Source organism: Rathayibacter sp. AY1A5 (genome assembly GCF_002930875.1).
GTDB lineage: Bacteria > Actinomycetota > Actinomycetes > Actinomycetales > Microbacteriaceae > Rathayibacter.
The window spans coordinates 51,175-68,319 of sequence record NZ_PSTM01000018.1 but is presented as its reverse complement, the minus strand read 5'-3'; the positions used below and the strand labels follow the sequence as shown (position 1 = coordinate 68,319).

Genomic DNA, 17,145 nt, shown 5'->3' with positions numbered 1-17,145 from the left:
CGAGGCGCTGCGGGCGCTCGAGGAGCTCGACGCTCCGGAGGACTGACTCGGCTTCTGCATCCCCCGAGCGTGCTCGTCGGGCGAGGCGGGCGGGCTCGGCGGGGGCGGTCCTCCTCCACAGGCCGCGGTTCCGCGCGCTCTCCCCGGATCCGCTCGGGCACTCCCCGCCCGCCTCGCCCGACGAGCACGCTCGGGGGATGCAGAAGCCGAGTCAGTCCTCCGGAGCGTCGAGCTCCTCGAGCGCCCGCAGCGCCTCGCGGGCGCGCTCGAGACGATCGGCCTCGGGCTCGTCCCACCATGCCGGTCCGCGCTCGCCCAGCCCGTGCTTGGCGAGCCCGACCCTCCTGCGCGCCAGCGCCTCCGCCTCCGCGTCCTCGTGCAGCCTGGCGGAGCGCACTCCCGAGCGCCCGCGCCCGAGGTGCGAGGTGAGGCCGGCGACCACGTCCTCCGGCAGCGAGGGGTCGGTGCGCCGCCATCGGCGGCCCTTCACCACGAGCCAGCGCTCGTCGTCCTCGTCGCTCACCCCGTCACCGCCGCCTCGGGTCGAGCCGGTCACCGGTGCTCGTGAGGTCCACCTGCTCCGGCAGCAGGAGCGCCTCGATCCGCCCCGCGGCGGAGAGCCGCAGCAGGTCGTCGACGAGGGCGCGCGAGCCGCCGATCAGCGTCGAGTCGAAGTCGACCTCGCTCGCGAGGTACCAGGCCCGGTCCTCCGGCCAGAGCGCGAGCGGAGTCTGCACGACGAGCCCGGAGGCGTCGGCGAAGCCCGCCGCGCGCGCCCACGCGGTGTCCTCGAGCACCCGGACGTCGAGCGAGAGCAGAGGCCCCTCCCGCCCCGGCAGCTCGACCGTCGCCGCGGCGGCGGTCTCGGGGTGCTCCCAGCCGGTCGGCCGGGTGTCGCTCATCCACTCGGGTAGCTCGTCCGAGGCGTCCGCGCGGGAGATCAGGATCCGCGACCCGCCGCTCAGCACGCCGAACCCCTCCCAGAACACGGCGAGGCAGTCGTCGGGGGTGCTCGTGTGCTCCGCGAGCACGGCGGCGACGGCCGCGAGCTCGTCGAGCGGGAGCACTCCGAGGCGGGGCTCCGCGTACTCGTCGGGATGCTCGCCGGTGAGCGAGTACCACTGCGCGAGCGGATGCAGGAGCGTCCCCTCCCGCTCGGCGACCTCGCGCCAGCGCCGGGGCGGGTCGTCGGAGGGGTGCAGGATCCGCACGGCCGCCTCGAACAGCGGAGGGACGATCCCCTCGAAGCGCCCGAACGCGCCGAGAGCAGCCAGCATCGGCTCCGCCCGCGCGTCGTTCCGCTCGGCACGCAGCGGCGCGTCCTGGGGTGTCGGCTCGACCATCGGCCCAGGCTAGCGCTGGACGGTCGCTCCGCTCAGGGCGGAGAGGGCCCGCTGCGGTCCCGTCTCGCGGGCGAGGCCCTCGGCGAGCGCCGCCAGCCGTTCCCGGGCGGGAGCGTCGAGTGCGAGCATTCGCCGCGCAGCCTCCGCGAGCTGTCGCGCGGAGGCGGCGTTGGGGTCGAGCACGGCGGCGAACCCGGCGTCCTCGAGTGCGGCCGCCCCCGCGAACTGGTCCGTCGAGAACGGGAGGACGACGAGCGGCACGCCCGCGGTCATCGCCTCCGTGACGCTGTTGTTGCCGCCGTGGCTGACCGCGAGCACGGCCCGGCGCAGGAGCGCGACCTGCGGCAGGAAGCCGCGGACCAGCCAGCCCTCGGGGATCTCGCCCAGAGCCGAGCGCTCGGTCGCGCCGGAGGCGAGAGCCACCCGGACGGGCCTGCCTCCGACCTCGACGCCGGCCAGGGCCTCGACGACCCGGGCGAGCACGTCGCCGCGCACCGAGAGGAAGCTGCCGAAGCTCACGTAGACGACCGGATCCTCGGACGCGGCGAGCCACTCCTCGACCTCCGCGTCGTCGGGCTCCTCGCGGACGGCGGAGCCGAGGAACGCGTGCGGCGGCAGCTGAGCGGTGCGGGCCGAGTCGTGGAGCTCGCCAGGGTAGTTGAGCAGCAGGACGTCGCCGCTCTCGGCGAAGGCGTCGGCGCTGGGCGCCGCCCCGGGGTCGAGGGTGGTGAGGGCGGCGTTCCACTCCGAGGTGAAGGAGTCGCGCACACGCTCGCAGAGGGCGCGGAGCGCATCGAGGTCGTCCGGCTCCGGAGCGAAGGCGTCCGGCCAGACCGGGGGGAAGCCGTAGACCTCGCCGGGCACCGTGAGCGCGCTGGGGTGGCCGAGCACGACGTCGCCGTAGGGCACGTGGAGTGCCTTCAGCGCCACGCGCGCGGTGAAGGCGAGATGGTCGACCACGATCGCGTCGGGCTGCACCTCGTCGAGGATCACGCGCAGGCGCGCGGCGACGCCGGCCGGATCCCAGAGCAGGTCGGTGAGCCGTTCCCGCGCCTGGTAAGCGAGGGTCGGGACCATCCCGCGCCGGGTGGCGTCGAAGAAGCCGCGGAGGGACGCGCCCTCGTCGGGCGCCTGCTCCTCCGCGCGGATCGTGCCCGGGTTGGAGCCGCGCCCCAGCCGGAGCGCGATGTGCTCGAATCCGAAGCCGTCGACGATGGAGCGCGTCGCGTCGCCGGTGGCCACGACGACGCGCTCGCCCGCCTCCTGCCACGCCGTGCCGAGGGTCGCCAGCGGCAGCAGGTGCGACGCGTAGTCGGGGCTGATGATCAGCAGGGTCACGAGGCCCCCAGCACGAGCGGCGAGCGGAGGGGACGCTCCTGGTCCGCGGTCGCGTGCGCGTAGACGCCCGAGAGGGCATGAGCCATGGCCTGCACCGTGTAGCGCTCGGCGACCATCGCACGCCCGCGGGCCGCGGCGTGCTCGCCGAGAGGCCCTCCTGCGAGATCCAGTGCGGCGGCGGCGCCGGCGGCGAGCGCCGCGGGGTCGGCGGTGTCGACCAGGAAGCCGGTCTCCCCCTCCTCGACGTAGGTCGCGGGCCCGCCTGTCGCCGGAGCGACGACGACCAGTCCTGCGGAGAGCGCCTCGAGGAGGGCGATGCCGAACTCCTCCTTGACGCTCGCGCAGACGTAGGCGCCTCCCGGAGCAGAGAGCCCCGGTCGGCCGTGCCGGATCGCGCCGAGCCAGCGGGCCACGGTCCCGTTCGGGCGGTGGCCGGCCAGGAGCAGCCCGTCGGACGCGACGGCGCGGATGCGGTCGAGCTGCTCGCGCTCGTCGGGACTCGGGTCGGCGAGGTCGCCGCCGACCAGGAGCAGGTTGGCGCGCTCCCGGAGCGAGGGGTCGGACGCCCAGGCCTCGGCGAGCGCCGCCATCCCCTTCACCCGGTGCAGGCGGCCCACGCTGAGCAGCAGCGGGAGGCCGCGGCGGTGCTCGGGCAGCTCCTCCAGCAGGAGGTCGAGCGAGGCCAGGTCGCCGCCCTCGTCCAGCGCGACCGGCTCACCGGCGGCGGAGGCCCGTGCGGCCGACTCGCCGCGCTCGACCAGGCCGACGTCGATCCCCTCCGGGACGATCGTGTGCCGCTCCGGGTGCGCGGTGATGTCGACGCCGATCAGCTCGCGAATGGTCGCCGCCAGCTCCTCCCGCGGGAACAGGACGGTGTGCGCGGCGTCGGCGGCCAGGCGCTGCACCAGGCGCACGCGGAACCAGAAGTGCTCGGCGGCGTCGCGCTCGCCGAAGTCCGCGCGGGTGAGGGCGCCGGAGGCGTCCAGGCCCGCGATCAGGGCGTGCGGGTCCGGAGCGAGGGTGAACACGACGGGGATCTCGAGCTCCCGGGCGACCGCGGCCGCCGCGAGGGATCCGACGTCCGCCATGCGCAGGTGCAGCACGTCGACCCGGCCGGCCGCGCGCAGGATCCGGCGGATGCCGCGCTCGGCGGCGATGCGACGGCTCCACGCCTGAGGCATGGCCACGGGCGGCCCCACGAACGGGACCGGAGCGAAGCCGTGGCCGGAGTCGGGCAGCTCGCCGAGCGCGCGCTCGGCCTCGGCCGGAGTCCCGCGCGAGAGCGTGAGCACCCGGTCGATGCCCTCCTGCTCGACGAGCGAGTCGCCCAGGCGCACCAGCAGGGTCGCGATGCCGCCGTTGTCGCCGGCGCCCACCCGCGTCAGGGTGCCGTCGATGTCGGCGTGGACGAAGAGCTGCGCGACCGTCGGCCCTGCCTCCACGGCCGGTGCGGGGGCGAGGTCGCCGAGGGCGAGCCGGGCGAGGGGCCCGATGGGCGCCGCCTCCTCGGCCAGGCCGGTGAGCAGGAGCTCGGCGTCGTCGGAGCCGCGCTCGCCGAGCGCGTCCGTCGCGGCGGCCCGCGCCTCCAGCCCCTCCGCGCGATCGGCGGCCACGTGCAGGAGGGTGCGCTCGGCGATCGCACCGGGCACGAGGCCCAGGGTCTCGACGAGCCGTGCCCGGGCCGCCGCTTCGCGCTCGCCGAGCAGCGCGCCCTCGAGCGCGACGGCGACGAGGTCGGGGGTCGAGGAGGCCCAGAGCAGGACGGTGCGCTGCGCGAGCATGCCCGAGAAGCCGCCGTCGCGGACCAGGCGCAGCAGCGGTCCGAGCGCGGCGGGGCGGGGCAGGCGCCCGCCGAAGGCCCAGGCGGCGTGCTCGCGGAGGTACGGGCGCTCGTCCTCGAGCAGCATCAGCAGCGCGAGGTCGGCCTCCTCGTCGAAGACCTGCGCGAGCGAGTGCACGGCCGCGATCGCGGTGAGCTGGTCCGAGGGGTCCAGAGCGGCGCGGGTGAGCAGGCGCACCGCGCGGCCGCCGCCGTCGCTCACCGCGGCGACCGTCAGCTCATCCGCCATCCGGACGGCCTCGAGCAGAGTGGGAGCGGCGCGCACGGCGTCGAGAGCGGTCTGCGTGGCCATGGTTCACCTGGTCTGTCGGAGTGGAGAGTGCGACGGAGCGCGACTCCCGACCGCTGGAGCGGCCCGGGAGGAGCGGGCCGGTACCGAGCATGCCGCGTGGGCGGCTGGGATTTCGCCACTTGCGTCGGATCTCCTCCCGCGGTACGGCCTCCTGTCAAGGGGGTGATGGCCGCAGTTCGTTTGCGCAACGCGCGAGGATCCTCAGCCGCGGGTCCACTCCAGGAGCCGCTCGACCGGCCAGGTGGTCACGATCCGCTCCTCCGGGACGCCGAGCCGCTCCGCCCGCTCCGCCCCGTAGTCGAGCAGGCCCAGCTGACCCGGAGCATGCGCGTCGCTGTCGATCGAGAACAGGCAGCCCTCCTCGAGCGCGAGCGCGATCAGCTCGTCCGGCGGGTCCTCGCGCTCGGGGCGGGCGTTGATCTCGACCGCGGTGGAGTGGTCGGCGCACGCGCGGAACACGGCCCGGGCGTCGAAGGTCGACGGCGGGCGGGTGCCGCGCTCGCCCGACACCAGCCGCCCCGTGACGTGGCCGAGGACGTCGGTCCGCGGATCCGAGGCCGCCGCGACCAGCCGGGCCGTCATCTCACGGGAGGGCAGCCGCAGCTTCGAGTGGGCGCTCGCGACGACCACGTCGAGGCGGTCCAGCAGCTCGTTCGTCTGGTCGAGCGCGCCGTCCTCGAGGACGTCCACCTCGATCCCGCTGAGCAGCCGCAGGGGCCCGGTGTCGAGGCCCGCGAGATGGGCCAGCTGCTCCTCCAGCCGCTCCGCGCTGAGACCGTGGGCGACCCGGAGCCGCGGCGAGTGATCGGTGAGCGCCAGGTACTCGTGGCCGAGCGCGCGGGCCGCGTCCACCATCGCGAGGACGGGCGTCGCCCCGTCGGACCACTCGCTGTGGCTGTGGAGGTCGCCGCGCAGCCGTCCCCGCAGCGCGCTCGCGGGCGGAGGAGCCGAGCCGCGCAGCTCCGCGAGGTAGTCGGGCACCCGGCCCGACCGCGCCTGCTCGATCACCGTGAAGGTCGTGTCGCCGATCCCGGAGGCCCGCCGCACGAGGGCGAGGTCGTCCCGCTCGGCGGACGCCATCCCCTCCAGCACCGCGGCCGCGCGGCGGAACGCCTTCGCCCGGTAGCGGGAGGCCCGCTCCCGCTCGAGCAGTGCTGCGATCTCCTCGAGTGCCGCGATCGGGTCCATGCGCCCGGTCTACCACGGCGCCCGCCGCGGCCTCACCCCCTCGACGGCGGCCTCGGCTCCGGCCCCCGGCCTCATCCCGCCTCGGCCCCGCCCCGGTCCCGGCCGCTCGACGCTGGGAACCGGCCGAGCCCCGTTGCCGGCCGCAGCGATCGAGATATAACGTGACTCTCGTCCACTCGCGATGTATCGCGTTTCAGAAAGGCACCCCGGTGCAGGAGGAGGAGCTCATGTCCCTCGAGAAATGGCTCGTACAGGCCGGCGAGACGAAGGTCATCGACCTCGACGTCGTCCGCTCGGTCAAGGTCGCCCTCGTCGGCGGCCAGATCGACGTCATCGCCCACGACGAGCCGACCGCCCGCGTGGAGGTCCACAGCGTCGACGGCCGCCCGCTCAAGGTCTCGATGGACGGCGACCGCCTCGAGATCGACCACGTCCAGCTCCGCTGGGACACCATCGTCGACGTCGTGAAGGGCCTCGGCCGCCGCGGCGACCGCGCCGACATCAGCCTCCTCGTCCCCCGCGGCGTCGACCTCAAGTTCGACACCGTCTCGGCCGACGGCCTGGTCTCGGGCCTCCACAGCGACGCCCGCGTCTCGACGGTCGGCGGCGACATCGTCGTCGACGGCCTGCACGGCGACATCGAGGTGAACACCGTCCACGGCGAGCTCTCGGTCCGCAGCCACACCGGCCGCGTCACCGCGCGCACCGTCTCCGGCGACGTCACCGCGAGCGGCGAGCTCACCCGCTTCACCGTCGACGGCGTCTCGGGCAGCGTGTTCGTCGACGCCGAGGGCACCCCCGACCGGATCCAGGCCAACACCGTCAGCGGCGACCTCACGATCCGCGTCGACGAGGGCCTCGGCGCCCGCTACCGCATCAACACCGTCTCGGGCACGCTCCAGCTCGACGGCTCCGTCGTCAAGGGCACCTTCGGCCGGGGCTTCACCTCGACCACGGGCTCGCTCGACTCGAAGTGGGTCGACGTCGCCGCCAACTCCGTCTCGGGAGACGTGGTCGTCGTCCGCCGGTCCGTCGCCGCGTCCTCCGCCTCGGTGGGCGAGGGCTGGGGCTCTCCCGGCACCGGCCCCGCCGACGATCGCCGCCCGATGGACGGGAGCTCGCTGTGAGCCCCGTCTTCGCGCACGGCCGCCTGCGCCTCTACCTGCTCAACCTCCTCGCCGAGTCGCCGCGCCACGGCTACGAGCTGATCCAGGCGCTCAGCGAGCGCTTCGGCGGCACCTACGCGCCCAGCGCCGGCACGGTCTACCCGCGCCTCGCGAAGCTCGAGGAGGAAGGACTCGTCACGAAGGAGGCCGACGGCCGCAAGACCGTCTACTCCATCACCGACGCCGGCCGCGCCGAGCTCGCGAACCGCGCGACCGACCTGGGCGACATCGAGGAGGAGCTCACCGACTCCGTCCGCCGGCTCGCCGACGAGGTCCGCCTCGGCGTCGCGGAGGCGATGAAGAGCCTCCGCGCCGACCTGGCCAGCGCCGCCCGCGACTCGCGGGAGCCCGGACGCCGACCGGAGCACTCCGCCGAGGAGCCGCGCCCGCAGGACACGTCCGGCACCCCCTCCGAGCAGCCCGCGCCGGAGCAGACCGCGCCGGAGCAGACCGCGCCGGTCTCGCCCGACGCGCGCACCGCCTCGCGGATTGCCCTGCGCGACGCCGAGGTGCTGCTCACCGAGTTCCGCGACGAGCTGCGCGCGGAGCTGCGCACCGCCGCCTCCTCGGGATCCGTGACGACCGCGAGCGTCGACGCCCTGCGCGCCGCGCTCGACGAGGCCCGCGCCTCGGTCCGCTCCACCCTGGGCTGAGCCCGGACACCTCAGCGCCGGGAGGGCGGGGATCCCGCCCGGGGTCCCCGCCCTCCTGGCGCTACTGCCGCCCGACCGCCAGCGCCTCCTCCTCCACGTCGAGGAACGCCAGAGCGCTCACCACCGCCGGCTCCTGGTACCGCCCCTCGGAGCGCGCGCGGAGCACCGCCTCCCGCTCGGCCGCGATCATCACGCGCCGGAGCCGGTTGTAGGCCTGCGGGAGTGGCTCCACGCCCTCGCCCTCCGGCGGGTTCTCCAGGGCGTCGGCGAGGAACGTCGCGTTCCGCCGCAGCCGGTCGAGAACGCGGTCCTCCACTCCGTCCTGCGGCTCCGCGTCGAGCCGGGCGAGCCCGGCGGCCTGCGCCTCGGCGAGCAGCATCTGCTTCTCGACGTGCTCCTGCATCTCGTTCGGGGCCGGCAGCTTCAGGGCGCGGACGAGCCGCGGGAGCGCGAGCCCCTCGACGAGCGTCCCCGCCACCACGATGAAGGCGAGGAACTGCAGGAACGCGCGCTGCGGCGTCTCCGCGGGCAGGAGGAACGCGGCGGCGAGGGTGACCACGCCGCGGATGCCCGCGAACGACACCCCGATCGCGGTCGGCCAGGTCCACCCGCGCTGCTGCAGCCGGCGCGGACCGTGCCGGAACAGCAGCGTCGTCATGCACATCCAGGCCACGCGGCTCCCGACCAGCGCCGCGAGCACGGCCGCGCCGATGCCGACCGTCTGCCAGACCCCGATGCCCGAGTCGGCCGTCGCCTCCACCACCGACGACAGGCTCAGCCCGATGAAGAGGAACACCGCGTTCTCGAGCAGGAACTGGATCGTCCGCCAGTTGAGCGACTCCGCGATCCGCGCCTGCGCCGACTGGATGACCGGCGCCCGGTAGCCCAGGTAGAGCCCCGCGACCACGACCGCCAGCACCCCGGAGCCGTGCAGCAGCTGCGCCGGGATGAACGCGACGTAGGGCGTCACCAGCGAGAGGCTCGTGTCCAGGACGGACGACTGCACCTGCTTGCGCACGAACCCGAGCAGCACGGCGATGCCGATCCCGACCCCGCCGCCCACCGCCACGGCCAGCACGAAGTCGAGCGCGATGCGCCCGGGAGTGACCGTGCTGACGATCGCCAGGAGGGAGGCGTTCAGCGCCACCAGCGCGGTCGCGTCGTTGAGGAGGCTCTCGCCCTCGAGCACCGTGAGCATGCGCCGCGGCAGGCGGAGCCGCCCCGCGATCGCCGTGACCGCCACCGCGTCCGTGGGCGCCACGATCGCGCCGAACGCGAGGGCCGCGGCGACCGTGATCGCCGGGACGACCATCCAGGCCACCGCGCCGACCACCGCGACCGTGAAGACGACGAGCCCGACCGACAGCAGGAGGATGCTGTCGCCGCGAGCGCGGACGTCGAGGACGGAGGTGCGGATCGCCGCCGCGTAGAGCAGCGGCGGCAGGATCCCGAACAGCACCACGTCCGGCTCGACCACCACCTCCGGGATCCCGGGGACGAAGGAGGCGAGAGCCCCGACGGCGACGAGCGCCACGGGAGCGGACCAGTTCACCCGCCCCGACAGCCCGGTGACCAGGACGGTCACCACCACGAACGAGACGATCCAGACGATCGCGACGACGGGCTCCTCCATCGCGTCACTCCTCCCGGGCGTCCGCGCGCCACGGCCCCATTGTGGCCGCCCGGAGAGCAGCCCGGACAGCCGCCGGGAGGGTGCGGCTAGCGGCCGGCCTCGTGGATGTCGCGCGCCTTGGTGACCTTCGCCGGGTCCACCGGGTTCATGCCGAGGACGATCTTGCCGCGCGAGTGGCGCTTCTCGAGGTCGTCGAAGGCGTCCTGCACCTGGTCGAAGGGGTAGAAGCCCGAGACGAGCACCCGCAGCTTCTGCTCGCCGACGAGGCCGACCAGCTCGCCGAGGATCTCGGTGTCGCGCTGGGCGGTCTCGGCGTCGGGCCAGACGGCGCGCAGCTCGATCTCCTTGCGGTCGTCGCTGGAGTGGAAGCGGCCCGCCGCGATGCCGAGCTCGTCGGCGAGGGCGTCGTTCTCCCCGCCGAAGTTGTCGAGGAACACCGTGACCCCGCCGGGCGCCGCGGCCCGGATGCGGTCGGCGATCCCGTCGCCGTAGACCACCGGCTTCACGCCGATCTGGCGGAGGTAGTCGAAGTTGCGCTCGCCGCAGGTGCCGATCACCGTCGCGCCGCGGAGCTTCGCCAGCTGGATCTCGAGGCTGCCGACTCCTCCGGCCGCCGCGGAGACGAGGACGGTGTCGTCGGGTCCCACATGCGTGGCCTCCAGCGCGCGCCACGCGGTCACTCCGGCGAGGAACAGCGCGCCGCCGACCTCCCAGCTCACGGAGGCGGGCTTGGCGACGAGGTTGCGGCGCGGCACCACGACGTGGGTCGCGTGGGAGCCGACGAGCGCGTGGCCGACCACGTCGCTGCGGAGCTTGATGTCGGTGACGCCCTCGCCGAGGGCGACGACGACGCCCGAGAAGTCGGTGCCCTGGCGCATCGGGAAGGCCGCGGAGTGGTCGGAGTCGAACTGGCCCTGCCGGATGAACGCCTCCATGTGGTTCACCCCGGCGGAGAGCACCTCGACCAGCACCTCGCCCGCCCCGGGCTTCGGCCGCTCGACCTCGACGATCTCGAGGACGTCCGCGTCGCCGAAACGGCTGTACTGGACGACGCGGGCGGCGGTGGGGCTCAGACGGGACATGCGCTCATCATCCGCCCCCGCCGCCCGAAGCCCCCGACCCCCGAACGGGGGCGTGCGACTCAGGAGGGGTCGCTCGGGCAGTACAGCTGGGTGCGCGGACCGGAGCGGTCGATGACGTGCTCGGATATCGGCCGACCGCAGAGCGGGCACGCCTGCCCCGCGGGCGCCTCCTGCTCGGGCTGGTCGTACGGGCCGAGCGGCGGCGGGCCGATCCAGGGGAACAGCCGCGCGTTGAAGCGCTGGTAGAGGGAGCCGGTCTTCTTCCGCGTCATATCCTTAGTGTACTAACCATCAGGGCACGATGAGAGGATGACGCCGTGGAAACCGACCCGCTCGCCCTCCAGAACCAGGTCTGCTTCTCCCTCGCCGTCGCGGCGCGCACCGTCATCGGGCTGTACCGCCCCGTGCTCGAACCGCTCGGACTCACGCACCCGCAGTACCTCGTGATGCTCGCGCTCTGGGAGCGCAGCCCCCGCTCGCTCGCCGACCTCGGCTCCGCCCTCCGCCTCGAGCCGGCCACGCTCAGCCCGCTCGTGAAGCGCCTGGAGGCGAGCGGCCACGTCACGCGGGCCCGGAGCAGCGACGACGAGCGCCGCCTCGACGTCGCGCTGACCCCCTCCGGAGCGGCCCTCCGCGAGCAGGCCCTGCAGGTTCCTCCGCAGATCGTGGAGCGGCTCGACGTCCCCCTCGAGGAGCTCACCGCGCTCCGCGACAGCCTCACCGGCCTGATCGGAGCCGCGACCCGCGACGGCCGCTGACCCCCCGCTCGGGGCGCCGGCCGCGAGCACGCCGGCCGCCGCTCCCCGCCGCACCGGGAAACTCCCGGTCACAGCGCGGGATCAGCCTCCGCTCGGCCCGCTCCCGGCCGTCTTGACTGCCCCCTCGTACGGAGTAGTGTCATCGCTCGTGACACACGAGGGCCCCCCGTCCGCCGCGGACGGATCGTCGGCCGACGCGACCGAGCTGCGCACCGCCAAGCACTTCTTCATCGGCGAGCCGCTCCCCAGCGACAAGCTCGAGGGACAGCTGCTGCAGAAGCGGCTCGCGCTCCCCATCTTCGCCAGCGACCCGCTCTCCTCCGTGGCCTACGCGCCGCAGGAGCTGCTGATGATCCTGCTGCTCGGCGGGCTCTCCTTCCTCACCTTCGCCCCCTGGGTGGCCGCATGCGTGGTCGTCCTCCTCGTCGTGGTGGTGCTGAGCTACCGCCAGCTGATCCGGGCCTACCCGTCCGGCGGCGGCGACTACGAGGTCGCCCGCACCAACCTGGGCGAGACGGCGGGCCTCACGGTCGCCGCCGCCCTCCTCGTGGACTACGTGCTCACCGTGGCCGTGTCGGTCGCCTCCGGAGTCGACAACATCATCTCCGCGGTGCCCGAGCTGGCGCCGCTGCGGGTCGAGCTGGCCATCCTCTTCGTCGTGCTGCTGGCGGCCGTGAACCTCCGCGGCGTCTCGGAGTCGAGCCGCGCCTTCGCCGTCCCGACGTACCTCTTCGTCGCGAGCGTCTTCGTCATGGTCGTCGTCGGCCTGGTCCGCACCGCCTTCGGCGACACCCCGGTCGCGGAGTCGGCGGGCTTCACCGTGCAGGGCGAGCAGCTCACGCAGGCGGCCGTCGTCCTCCTGCTGCTGCGCTCCTTCGCCAGCGGCTGCGCGGCGCTCACGGGCGTCGAGGCGATCTCGAACGGCGTGCCCGCGTTCCGCGCCCCGAAGGTCAAGAACGCCCAGCGCACCCTCGTCGCGATGGGCACGATCGCGATCGTGCTCTTCGTCGGCCTGACCGCCCTCGCCCTGCTCTCGAACGTGCACTACGCCGAGAACGCCTGCCACCTGGTGGGCTTCGCCGACTGCGCCACGACCCCGCAGCGCTCCGTGATCGCGCAGGTCGCCGCCGCCACGTTCGGCAACAACACGATCCTGTTCTTCATCATCCAGGCCGCGACGGCCGCCGTCCTGCTCCTCGCGGCGAACACCGCGTTCAACGGCTTCCCGCTGCTGGGCTCCGTGCTGGCCCGCGACGGCTACGCGCCCAAGTCGCTGAACACCCGCGGCGACCGCCTCATCTACTCCAACGGAGTGATCATCCTGGCGCTCGTCGCCGCGATCATCCTGCTCGTCTACCAGGCCTCGCTCACGAGCCTCGTGCAGCTGTACATCATCGGCGTCTTCGTCTCGTTCACGCTCGGGCAGTCGGGCATGGTCAAGCACTGGGTCCGGATGATCCGCAACGGCGAGGGCTCGCGCACCGTCTACACGAGCCTGGCCATCAACCTGTTCGGCGCGACGCTGACGTTCGCGGTGCTCGTCGTCGTCACGATCACGAAGTTCACCCACGGCGCCTGGCTCGTCTACCTGGTGATGCCGATCCTCGGCGTCCTGATGGCCGGCGTCTACCGCTACTACCGCGACGTCGAGAAGGAGATCGAGGTCGACCCGACCACGACCTTCGGCGCCAACGGCGACCACGCGATCGTGCTGGTGGGCCGGATGAACAAGCCCACGCTGAAGGCGCTCGACTACGCCATCGCGGCGCGGCACGAGACGCTGGAGGCGGTGCACTCCTCCATCGACGACGCGCAGACCGCGCAGCTCAAGGCCGACTGGGCGCAGATGGACATCGAGGTGCCGCTGCGCTGCGTGGCCTCGCCCTACCGCGACATCTCGTACCCGCTGATCAAGTACATCAAGGCCCACCGCCTCGAGCACGGCTCCGAGATCACCACGGTCTACATGCCGCAGTACATCGTCGGGCACTGGTGGGAGGCGTTCCTCCACAACCACAAGTCGCGGCGGATCCGCCAGAAGCTCCTGCTGGTGCACGGAGTGACGGTGGCGCTGGTGCCGTGGCTGCTGGACTCGTCCGAGCTGATCTACGGACGCCGCTCCCGGCCGATCCCCGGCCAGACGCGCCGCGGCGAGCCTGTGCGCCCGGTGACCCGCCGCCCGATCCCGCCCGCGTCCTCGCTCCCCCAGGGGGCCGCCGGCGAGGGCGCTCCGCGCATCCCGCAGCGCCCGGCCGCGCAGAACCGGCCGCGCTCGAAGCGGCGCTGAGGCGGCGGGAGCTCCCGGCCGGCGGGGCCCGGAAACGGGTAGAGGGCCCGCGGCGTGTGCCGCGAGCCCCCGATTTCCCCTTAGTGCCTTCCCCCGAAGGCGGCCCGCCCCAACGGGCCGTGTCCGACGCTATCGGTGGGCTATGCACCGGCGCATCCTCCTCGCGACGGATGCCCGTGCTCCCTTGAGACGACAGGCTCGTCCTCCGTCGTCTCAGACGACGGCCCCGCGCACCCCTCGGCCGGTGAGCCACCAGACCGCCGCGACGGCGACCGCGGCCGCCGCGCCGCCGCCCACGAGCAGGATCGCCGCCCGCACCACGTGGGCCCGGTAGGCGGCGTCGAGCGGATCGATGCCCGCCCCCGCCAGCACGATCCCGGCAGGCACCACCGCGGCCGCGAGCACCACGGCCGCGGCCGCGATGCGCACCGGCTGCCGGCCGTCGGAGCGGAGCTTCCGGGGACGGCGGCCGACGTACCAGACCACCGCGCCGATCCCGAGCCCGAGCAGCCCGAGCACGCCGCTCGCGTACTGCGCCCATCGGAAGCCGGGGAAGGGCCCGAGCTCCTGCTGCAGCAGCGGGATCGCCGAGACGAAGAGGCCGCCCCGGTGGGTGAAGCCGTCCCACATCACGTGGCTGGCGGCTCCGATCGCGATACCGGCGGCCGCGAAGACGAGCACGCGGATCCATGCGGCGGCCCCGCGGGGCGGCGAGCGCCGGGGACGCAGGCGCGAGCGGACCAGCGCGGGCGCGAGGTCGCGCCAGGCCGGAGCGACGACCGCGCTCCACAGCGCGAGGCCGAGCATCCCGAGCAGCAGGTCGACGGTGACGACGCCGAGGAGGGAGTGGGTGGACTCGCGGGCGACGGCGATCGGAATGTACATGCCGATGTCCGGGACCATCGCGCCGATGGCGACGGCCGCGGCCGGGATCCGGCCGTTCGAGAACGCGAGCGCGACGACGGCGTGGCTCGGCGTGAAGGGCATGACACGCACGCTATCCCGGCGACGCGACCGGCGAGTGTCCGCGTCGCGAAGCGCACGTCACCGATCGCGGTCCGGCTCCTGCGCTCCGCTCCGGCTCGTCGGCCTCCCGGGGCCGGCGGTCAGCCCGAGGAACGTGATCCCCAGGACGAGGAACACCGGCCAGACCGGATTCCCGAGGACCGCGAAGACCGCTCCCGCCGCGAGGAACAGCGGACCCGTGACCGCGTTCCAGCGCCGGGACGCCTCCTCCGACGACATCCGACCCGAACCCTTCCCGTCCTGTGCGCGCGCCATCCCTCCACGCTAGATCGCCTCCGCGGGGCCCGCCTCCCCCGTCCGGCGGAGCCGCGCGCTCGGGGAGCTCCGAGCGCGGCGACCGTAGAATCGTCCGGAAGTCCGGCCCTCCGGGCCCAGCGGCGACGGATCGGAGCGGGTGTGCGGAAGGCGTTCGCGATCCTCCGCCTGGCCCTCGCCGGGCTGGGCGCGGTCGGACTCGTCGGCGACTTCTTCTACACGCTGGGCTTCCGCGCGTTCCAGATCGACAACTTCTTCGCCTACTTCACGACGCAGTCGAACATGGCCGGGGTCGTGGTGCTGGGCCTGTCCGGCCTGGTCGCCCTCGCGCGCGAGCGGGAGCCGCGCTGGCTCAGCACCGTGCGGGCGCTCGTGCTCACCTACATGGTCGTGTCGGGGATCGTCTTCGGGCTGATCGCGGTCGAGGCCAACAACCGCGGCGTGCGGGTCGACGTGCCCTGGTCGAGCGCGCTCCTGCACTTCGTGATCCCGACGCTCGCGATCCTCGACTGGATCCTCGGACCCGGCCGCCGCCCGGTCGCCTGGCGCGGGGCGCTGACCGTGCTCGGCTTCCCGATCGTCTGGGGCGTCATCACCCTGATCCGCGGGGCCCTCATCGGCTGGTACCCGTACTTCTTCCTCGACCCCGGCCAGGTCGACGGACCCGTGATGTTCGTGCTCTACGACGTGATCGTGCTGAGCCTGATCTCCGGCATCGCGGCGTTCGTCCTCGCGCTCAGCCGGGTGCGGCCACTCGGGGCGGCGCACGCGTCGGAGTGGCGGGGGCCGCTGGCGCGGCTCCGCGAGCTCGTCAGCCGGGGACGACGGCGAACGGCTCGAGCGCCGTCTGCGCGAGGGTGACCAGCTCGTCGTCGCTGAGGTCCTGCAGCGAGAGGGCCTGATCCGCTCCGACCAGCCCGACGAGCACCGCCTCGCCGGTCGACGGCTGGAGGTTGAGCCACTCGGTGATGCCCGCCTCGGAGCCGACGAGCGACCAGCGCGCGGGGGCGTCGGCCTCCCAGAACGCCTCGTCGAAGCGCAGCCACAGCGTCTCGACGACACCGGAGCCGAGGGCCGCGACGGCCGCGCGCTGCGCGAACGGGAGCGGCGGGTCGAAGGCGATCGCGTCCGTCTGGAGCACCCCGATCGGCACGGTGACCAGCACCCGGTCGGCTGTGAACGACTCGCCGGTACCCAGGCGGATGCTGACGCCGGTCTCCGTGTAGCCGATGCCGCTCACCACGGCGCGCAGCGAGACCTCGACGTCGGCGAGCAAGGTGTCGACCAGGGGCGCGAGCCCGTCGGTCAGCAGCGCGTCGCCGGAGTCGTCGCTCAGCTCCTCCGCGGTCGTGGCGGCGGAGGCGTCGCCCAGTCCGTACCAGGAGGAGAGCTCCTCGGGAGCGGCGCCGGTGCGCAGCGCGGTCGTCCCGGCGAGGTGCGCCGCCACGCGGGCGGCGTCGCCGTCGCCGGAGCCCGGCTCGGCCTCGGCGGGATCGGGCGCTCCGGAGCCGGCGAACGACTCGGCGAGCGCCAGATCCTCCGGCTGCTCCGCTCCCCACTCGAGAGCACGGGTCAGGGCGTCGGCACCCGTGGTGCCGGTGTCGAGAGCCGCGCCGTCGGCGTCGCTCGAGCGGACGTCGGCGAGGTCGACCGCGGTCGTGACCACGCCCGCGTCCGCGATGCTCTCGCGCAGGGCGGCTCCCGCGCCGGTGAGGGCCCAGGCTCCGGTCTCGACGGCGATCGGCCAGCCGTCCGGAGTCGCGGTGGCGATGCGGCCGCCGGTGCGCTCGCGCGCCTCGACCACGGTGACGTCGAAGCCCGCGTCGGACAGGCGCCGCGCGGCGACCGCTCCGGCGAGACCGGCCCCGACGATCGCGATCCGCTCGCCCTCGTCGGCGACGGCGCTGATCTCGGCGGCCGCGCGGACCCCGGAGCTCCAGGCGCCCTGGAGCGTGCCGGGCGCCTCCGTGTCGGTGGCCTCGCCCGCGAGGAAGACGCGGTCGAGGACCGCGGTGCCCAGGTCGGTGCGGTGCTGCGGCGTCGCGCCGACGGGCAGGTAGGAGACGGAGCCGAGCGCGTACGGATCCTCGGCCCAGGCGGAGCGCACGAAGGCGGCCGGCGCGGGGACGGCGGTGGTGCTCGGCGTGGGCACGGGGGCCTTCGTGACCGAGCGGGTCGGCGTCGGACGCGACGGCGTGCAGCCCGCGAGGGCCAGGAGCCCGACTCCCGTGGCGGCTCCCGAGAGGAAGAGGCGGCGTCCGATCGTCATCCCGGACATCCTACG

The 17,145-nt window shown here is 74.2% G+C and carries 16 protein-coding genes; 5 read left to right on the top strand and 11 right to left on the bottom strand.

Annotated features, from left to right (window positions below; all coding sequences use genetic code 11):
• Positions 1-211 precede the first annotated feature (211 nt).
• From C5B98_RS12885 to C5B98_RS12865, 5 genes are all read right to left on the bottom strand, one after another.
• Complete coding sequence (locus tag C5B98_RS12885) at positions 212-523, bottom strand: biopolymer transporter Tol (protein ID WP_104223799.1); 312 nt, start codon at positions 521-523, stop codon at positions 212-214.
• Positions 524-527: 4 nt separating this feature from the next.
• The gene (locus C5B98_RS12880; RefSeq protein ID WP_104223743.1) at positions 528-1,343 is read right to left on the bottom strand and encodes a hypothetical protein; all 816 of its coding nucleotides are present in this window, start codon (positions 1,341-1,343) and stop codon (positions 528-530) included.
• A gap of 9 nt (positions 1,344-1,352) precedes the next feature.
• Positions 1,353-2,681 (bottom strand): glycosyltransferase, encoded by a 1,329-nt coding sequence (locus C5B98_RS12875; RefSeq protein WP_104223744.1) that lies wholly within the window; start codon positions 2,679-2,681, stop codon positions 1,353-1,355.
• The gene (locus C5B98_RS12870) at positions 2,678-4,813 is read right to left on the bottom strand and encodes a glycosyltransferase (RefSeq protein WP_104223745.1); all 2,136 of its coding nucleotides are present in this window, start codon (positions 4,811-4,813) and stop codon (positions 2,678-2,680) included. The genes C5B98_RS12875 and C5B98_RS12870 overlap by 4 nt, the downstream gene beginning before the upstream one ends.
• 201 nt (positions 4,814-5,014) lie before the next feature.
• Positions 5,015-6,001, bottom strand: coding sequence for a PHP domain-containing protein (locus tag C5B98_RS12865; protein ID WP_104223746.1), 987 nt, complete (start codon positions 5,999-6,001; stop codon positions 5,015-5,017).
• A 227-nt stretch (positions 6,002-6,228) separates the two neighbouring features.
• Here C5B98_RS12865 and C5B98_RS12860 point away from each other — a divergent pair, with 227 nt between their 5' ends.
• Together C5B98_RS12860 and C5B98_RS12855 are read left to right on the top strand one after the other, a co-directional pair.
• Entirely contained in the window at positions 6,229-7,128 is a 900-nt protein-coding gene (locus C5B98_RS12860; protein ID WP_258062281.1) for a DUF4097 domain-containing protein, read from the top strand.
• Positions 7,125-7,820 carry a PadR family transcriptional regulator gene (locus C5B98_RS12855; protein WP_104223747.1) on the top strand — a complete coding sequence of 232 codons (696 nt, stop codon included), beginning with the start codon at positions 7,125-7,127 and terminating at the stop codon, positions 7,818-7,820. Before C5B98_RS12860 ends, C5B98_RS12855 begins: the two co-directional genes overlap by 4 nt.
• A 61-nt stretch (positions 7,821-7,881) precedes the next feature.
• On the opposite strand, the gene C5B98_RS12850 is transcribed toward C5B98_RS12855, so the two are convergent.
• The 3 genes from C5B98_RS12850 to C5B98_RS12840 all read right to left on the bottom strand — a co-directional run bounded on the left by C5B98_RS12850 (position 7,882) and on the right by C5B98_RS12840 (position 10,807).
• Positions 7,882-9,453 carry a sodium:proton antiporter gene (locus C5B98_RS12850; RefSeq protein WP_104223748.1) on the bottom strand — a complete coding sequence of 524 codons (1,572 nt, stop codon included), beginning with the start codon at positions 9,451-9,453 and terminating at the stop codon, positions 7,882-7,884.
• Positions 9,454-9,539: 86 nt separating this feature from the next.
• The gene (locus C5B98_RS12845) at positions 9,540-10,535 is read right to left on the bottom strand and encodes an NADP-dependent oxidoreductase (RefSeq protein WP_104223749.1); all 996 of its coding nucleotides are present in this window, start codon (positions 10,533-10,535) and stop codon (positions 9,540-9,542) included.
• Between the two features lie 59 nt (positions 10,536-10,594).
• Positions 10,595-10,807, bottom strand: coding sequence for a hypothetical protein (locus C5B98_RS12840; RefSeq protein ID WP_104327900.1), 213 nt, complete (start codon positions 10,805-10,807; stop codon positions 10,595-10,597).
• A 45-nt stretch (positions 10,808-10,852) separates the two neighbouring features.
• Here C5B98_RS12840 and C5B98_RS12835 point away from each other — a divergent pair, with 45 nt between their 5' ends.
• Both C5B98_RS12835 and C5B98_RS12830 read left to right on the top strand, forming a co-directional pair.
• A complete protein-coding gene (locus C5B98_RS12835) occupies positions 10,853-11,293 on the top strand; it encodes a MarR family winged helix-turn-helix transcriptional regulator (RefSeq protein ID WP_104223751.1) in 441 nt (146 codons plus the stop codon).
• Between the two features lie 205 nt (positions 11,294-11,498).
• Entirely contained in the window at positions 11,499-13,580 is a 2,082-nt protein-coding gene (locus tag C5B98_RS12830) for an APC family permease (RefSeq protein WP_104223800.1), read from the top strand.
• 213 nt (positions 13,581-13,793) lie between these two features.
• Here the strand turns inward: C5B98_RS12830 and C5B98_RS12825 are convergent, their stop codons facing one another.
• Both C5B98_RS12825 and C5B98_RS12820 read right to left on the bottom strand, forming a co-directional pair.
• Positions 13,794-14,567: a DUF4184 family protein gene (locus C5B98_RS12825; RefSeq protein WP_104292533.1), complete on the bottom strand. Its 774-nt coding sequence runs from the start codon at positions 14,565-14,567 to the stop codon at positions 13,794-13,796.
• Positions 14,568-14,624: 57 nt separating this feature from the next.
• Complete coding sequence (locus C5B98_RS12820) at positions 14,625-14,861, bottom strand: hypothetical protein (RefSeq protein WP_146076574.1); 237 nt, start codon at positions 14,859-14,861, stop codon at positions 14,625-14,627.
• Positions 14,862-15,002: 141 nt separating this feature from the next.
• Between C5B98_RS12820 and C5B98_RS12815 the strand changes: the two genes are divergently transcribed.
• Positions 15,003-15,722, top strand: coding sequence for a Pr6Pr family membrane protein (locus C5B98_RS12815; protein ID WP_104327899.1), 720 nt, complete (start codon positions 15,003-15,005; stop codon positions 15,720-15,722).
• Here C5B98_RS12815 and C5B98_RS12810 read toward each other — a convergent pair.
• A complete protein-coding gene (locus tag C5B98_RS12810; RefSeq protein ID WP_159940124.1) occupies positions 15,673-17,130 on the bottom strand; it encodes an NAD(P)/FAD-dependent oxidoreductase in 1,458 nt (485 codons plus the stop codon). The genes C5B98_RS12815 and C5B98_RS12810 overlap by 50 nt on opposite strands.
• Positions 17,131-17,145 lie beyond the last annotated feature (15 nt).

Bases quoted from the DNA above. Each gene is read 5' to 3' on its own strand.
- C5B98_RS12880 (WP_104223743.1), bottom strand. From the start codon at position 1,343: ATGGTCGAGCCGACACCCCAGGACGCGCCGCTGCGTGCCGAGCGGAAC.
- C5B98_RS12870 (WP_104223745.1), bottom strand. From the start codon at position 4,813: ATGGCCACGCAGACCGCTCTCGACGCCGTGCGCGCCGCTCCCACTCTG.
- C5B98_RS12865 (WP_104223746.1), bottom strand. From the start codon at position 6,001: ATGGACCCGATCGCGGCACTCGAGGAGATCGCAGCACTGCTCGAGCGG.
- C5B98_RS12860 (WP_258062281.1), top strand. From the start codon at position 6,229: ATGTCCCTCGAGAAATGGCTCGTACAGGCCGGCGAGACGAAGGTCATC.
- C5B98_RS12850 (WP_104223748.1), bottom strand. From the start codon at position 9,453: ATGGAGGAGCCCGTCGTCGCGATCGTCTGGATCGTCTCGTTCGTGGTG.
- C5B98_RS12845 (WP_104223749.1), bottom strand. From the start codon at position 10,535: ATGTCCCGTCTGAGCCCCACCGCCGCCCGCGTCGTCCAGTACAGCCGT.
- C5B98_RS12840 (WP_104327900.1), bottom strand. From the start codon at position 10,807: ATGACGCGGAAGAAGACCGGCTCCCTCTACCAGCGCTTCAACGCGCGG.
- C5B98_RS12825 (WP_104292533.1), bottom strand. From the start codon at position 14,567: ATGCCCTTCACGCCGAGCCACGCCGTCGTCGCGCTCGCGTTCTCGAAC.
- C5B98_RS12820 (WP_146076574.1), bottom strand. From the start codon at position 14,861: ATGGCGCGCGCACAGGACGGGAAGGGTTCGGGTCGGATGTCGTCGGAG.
- C5B98_RS12810 (WP_159940124.1), bottom strand. From the start codon at position 17,130: ATGACGATCGGACGCCGCCTCTTCCTCTCGGGAGCCGCCACGGGAGTC.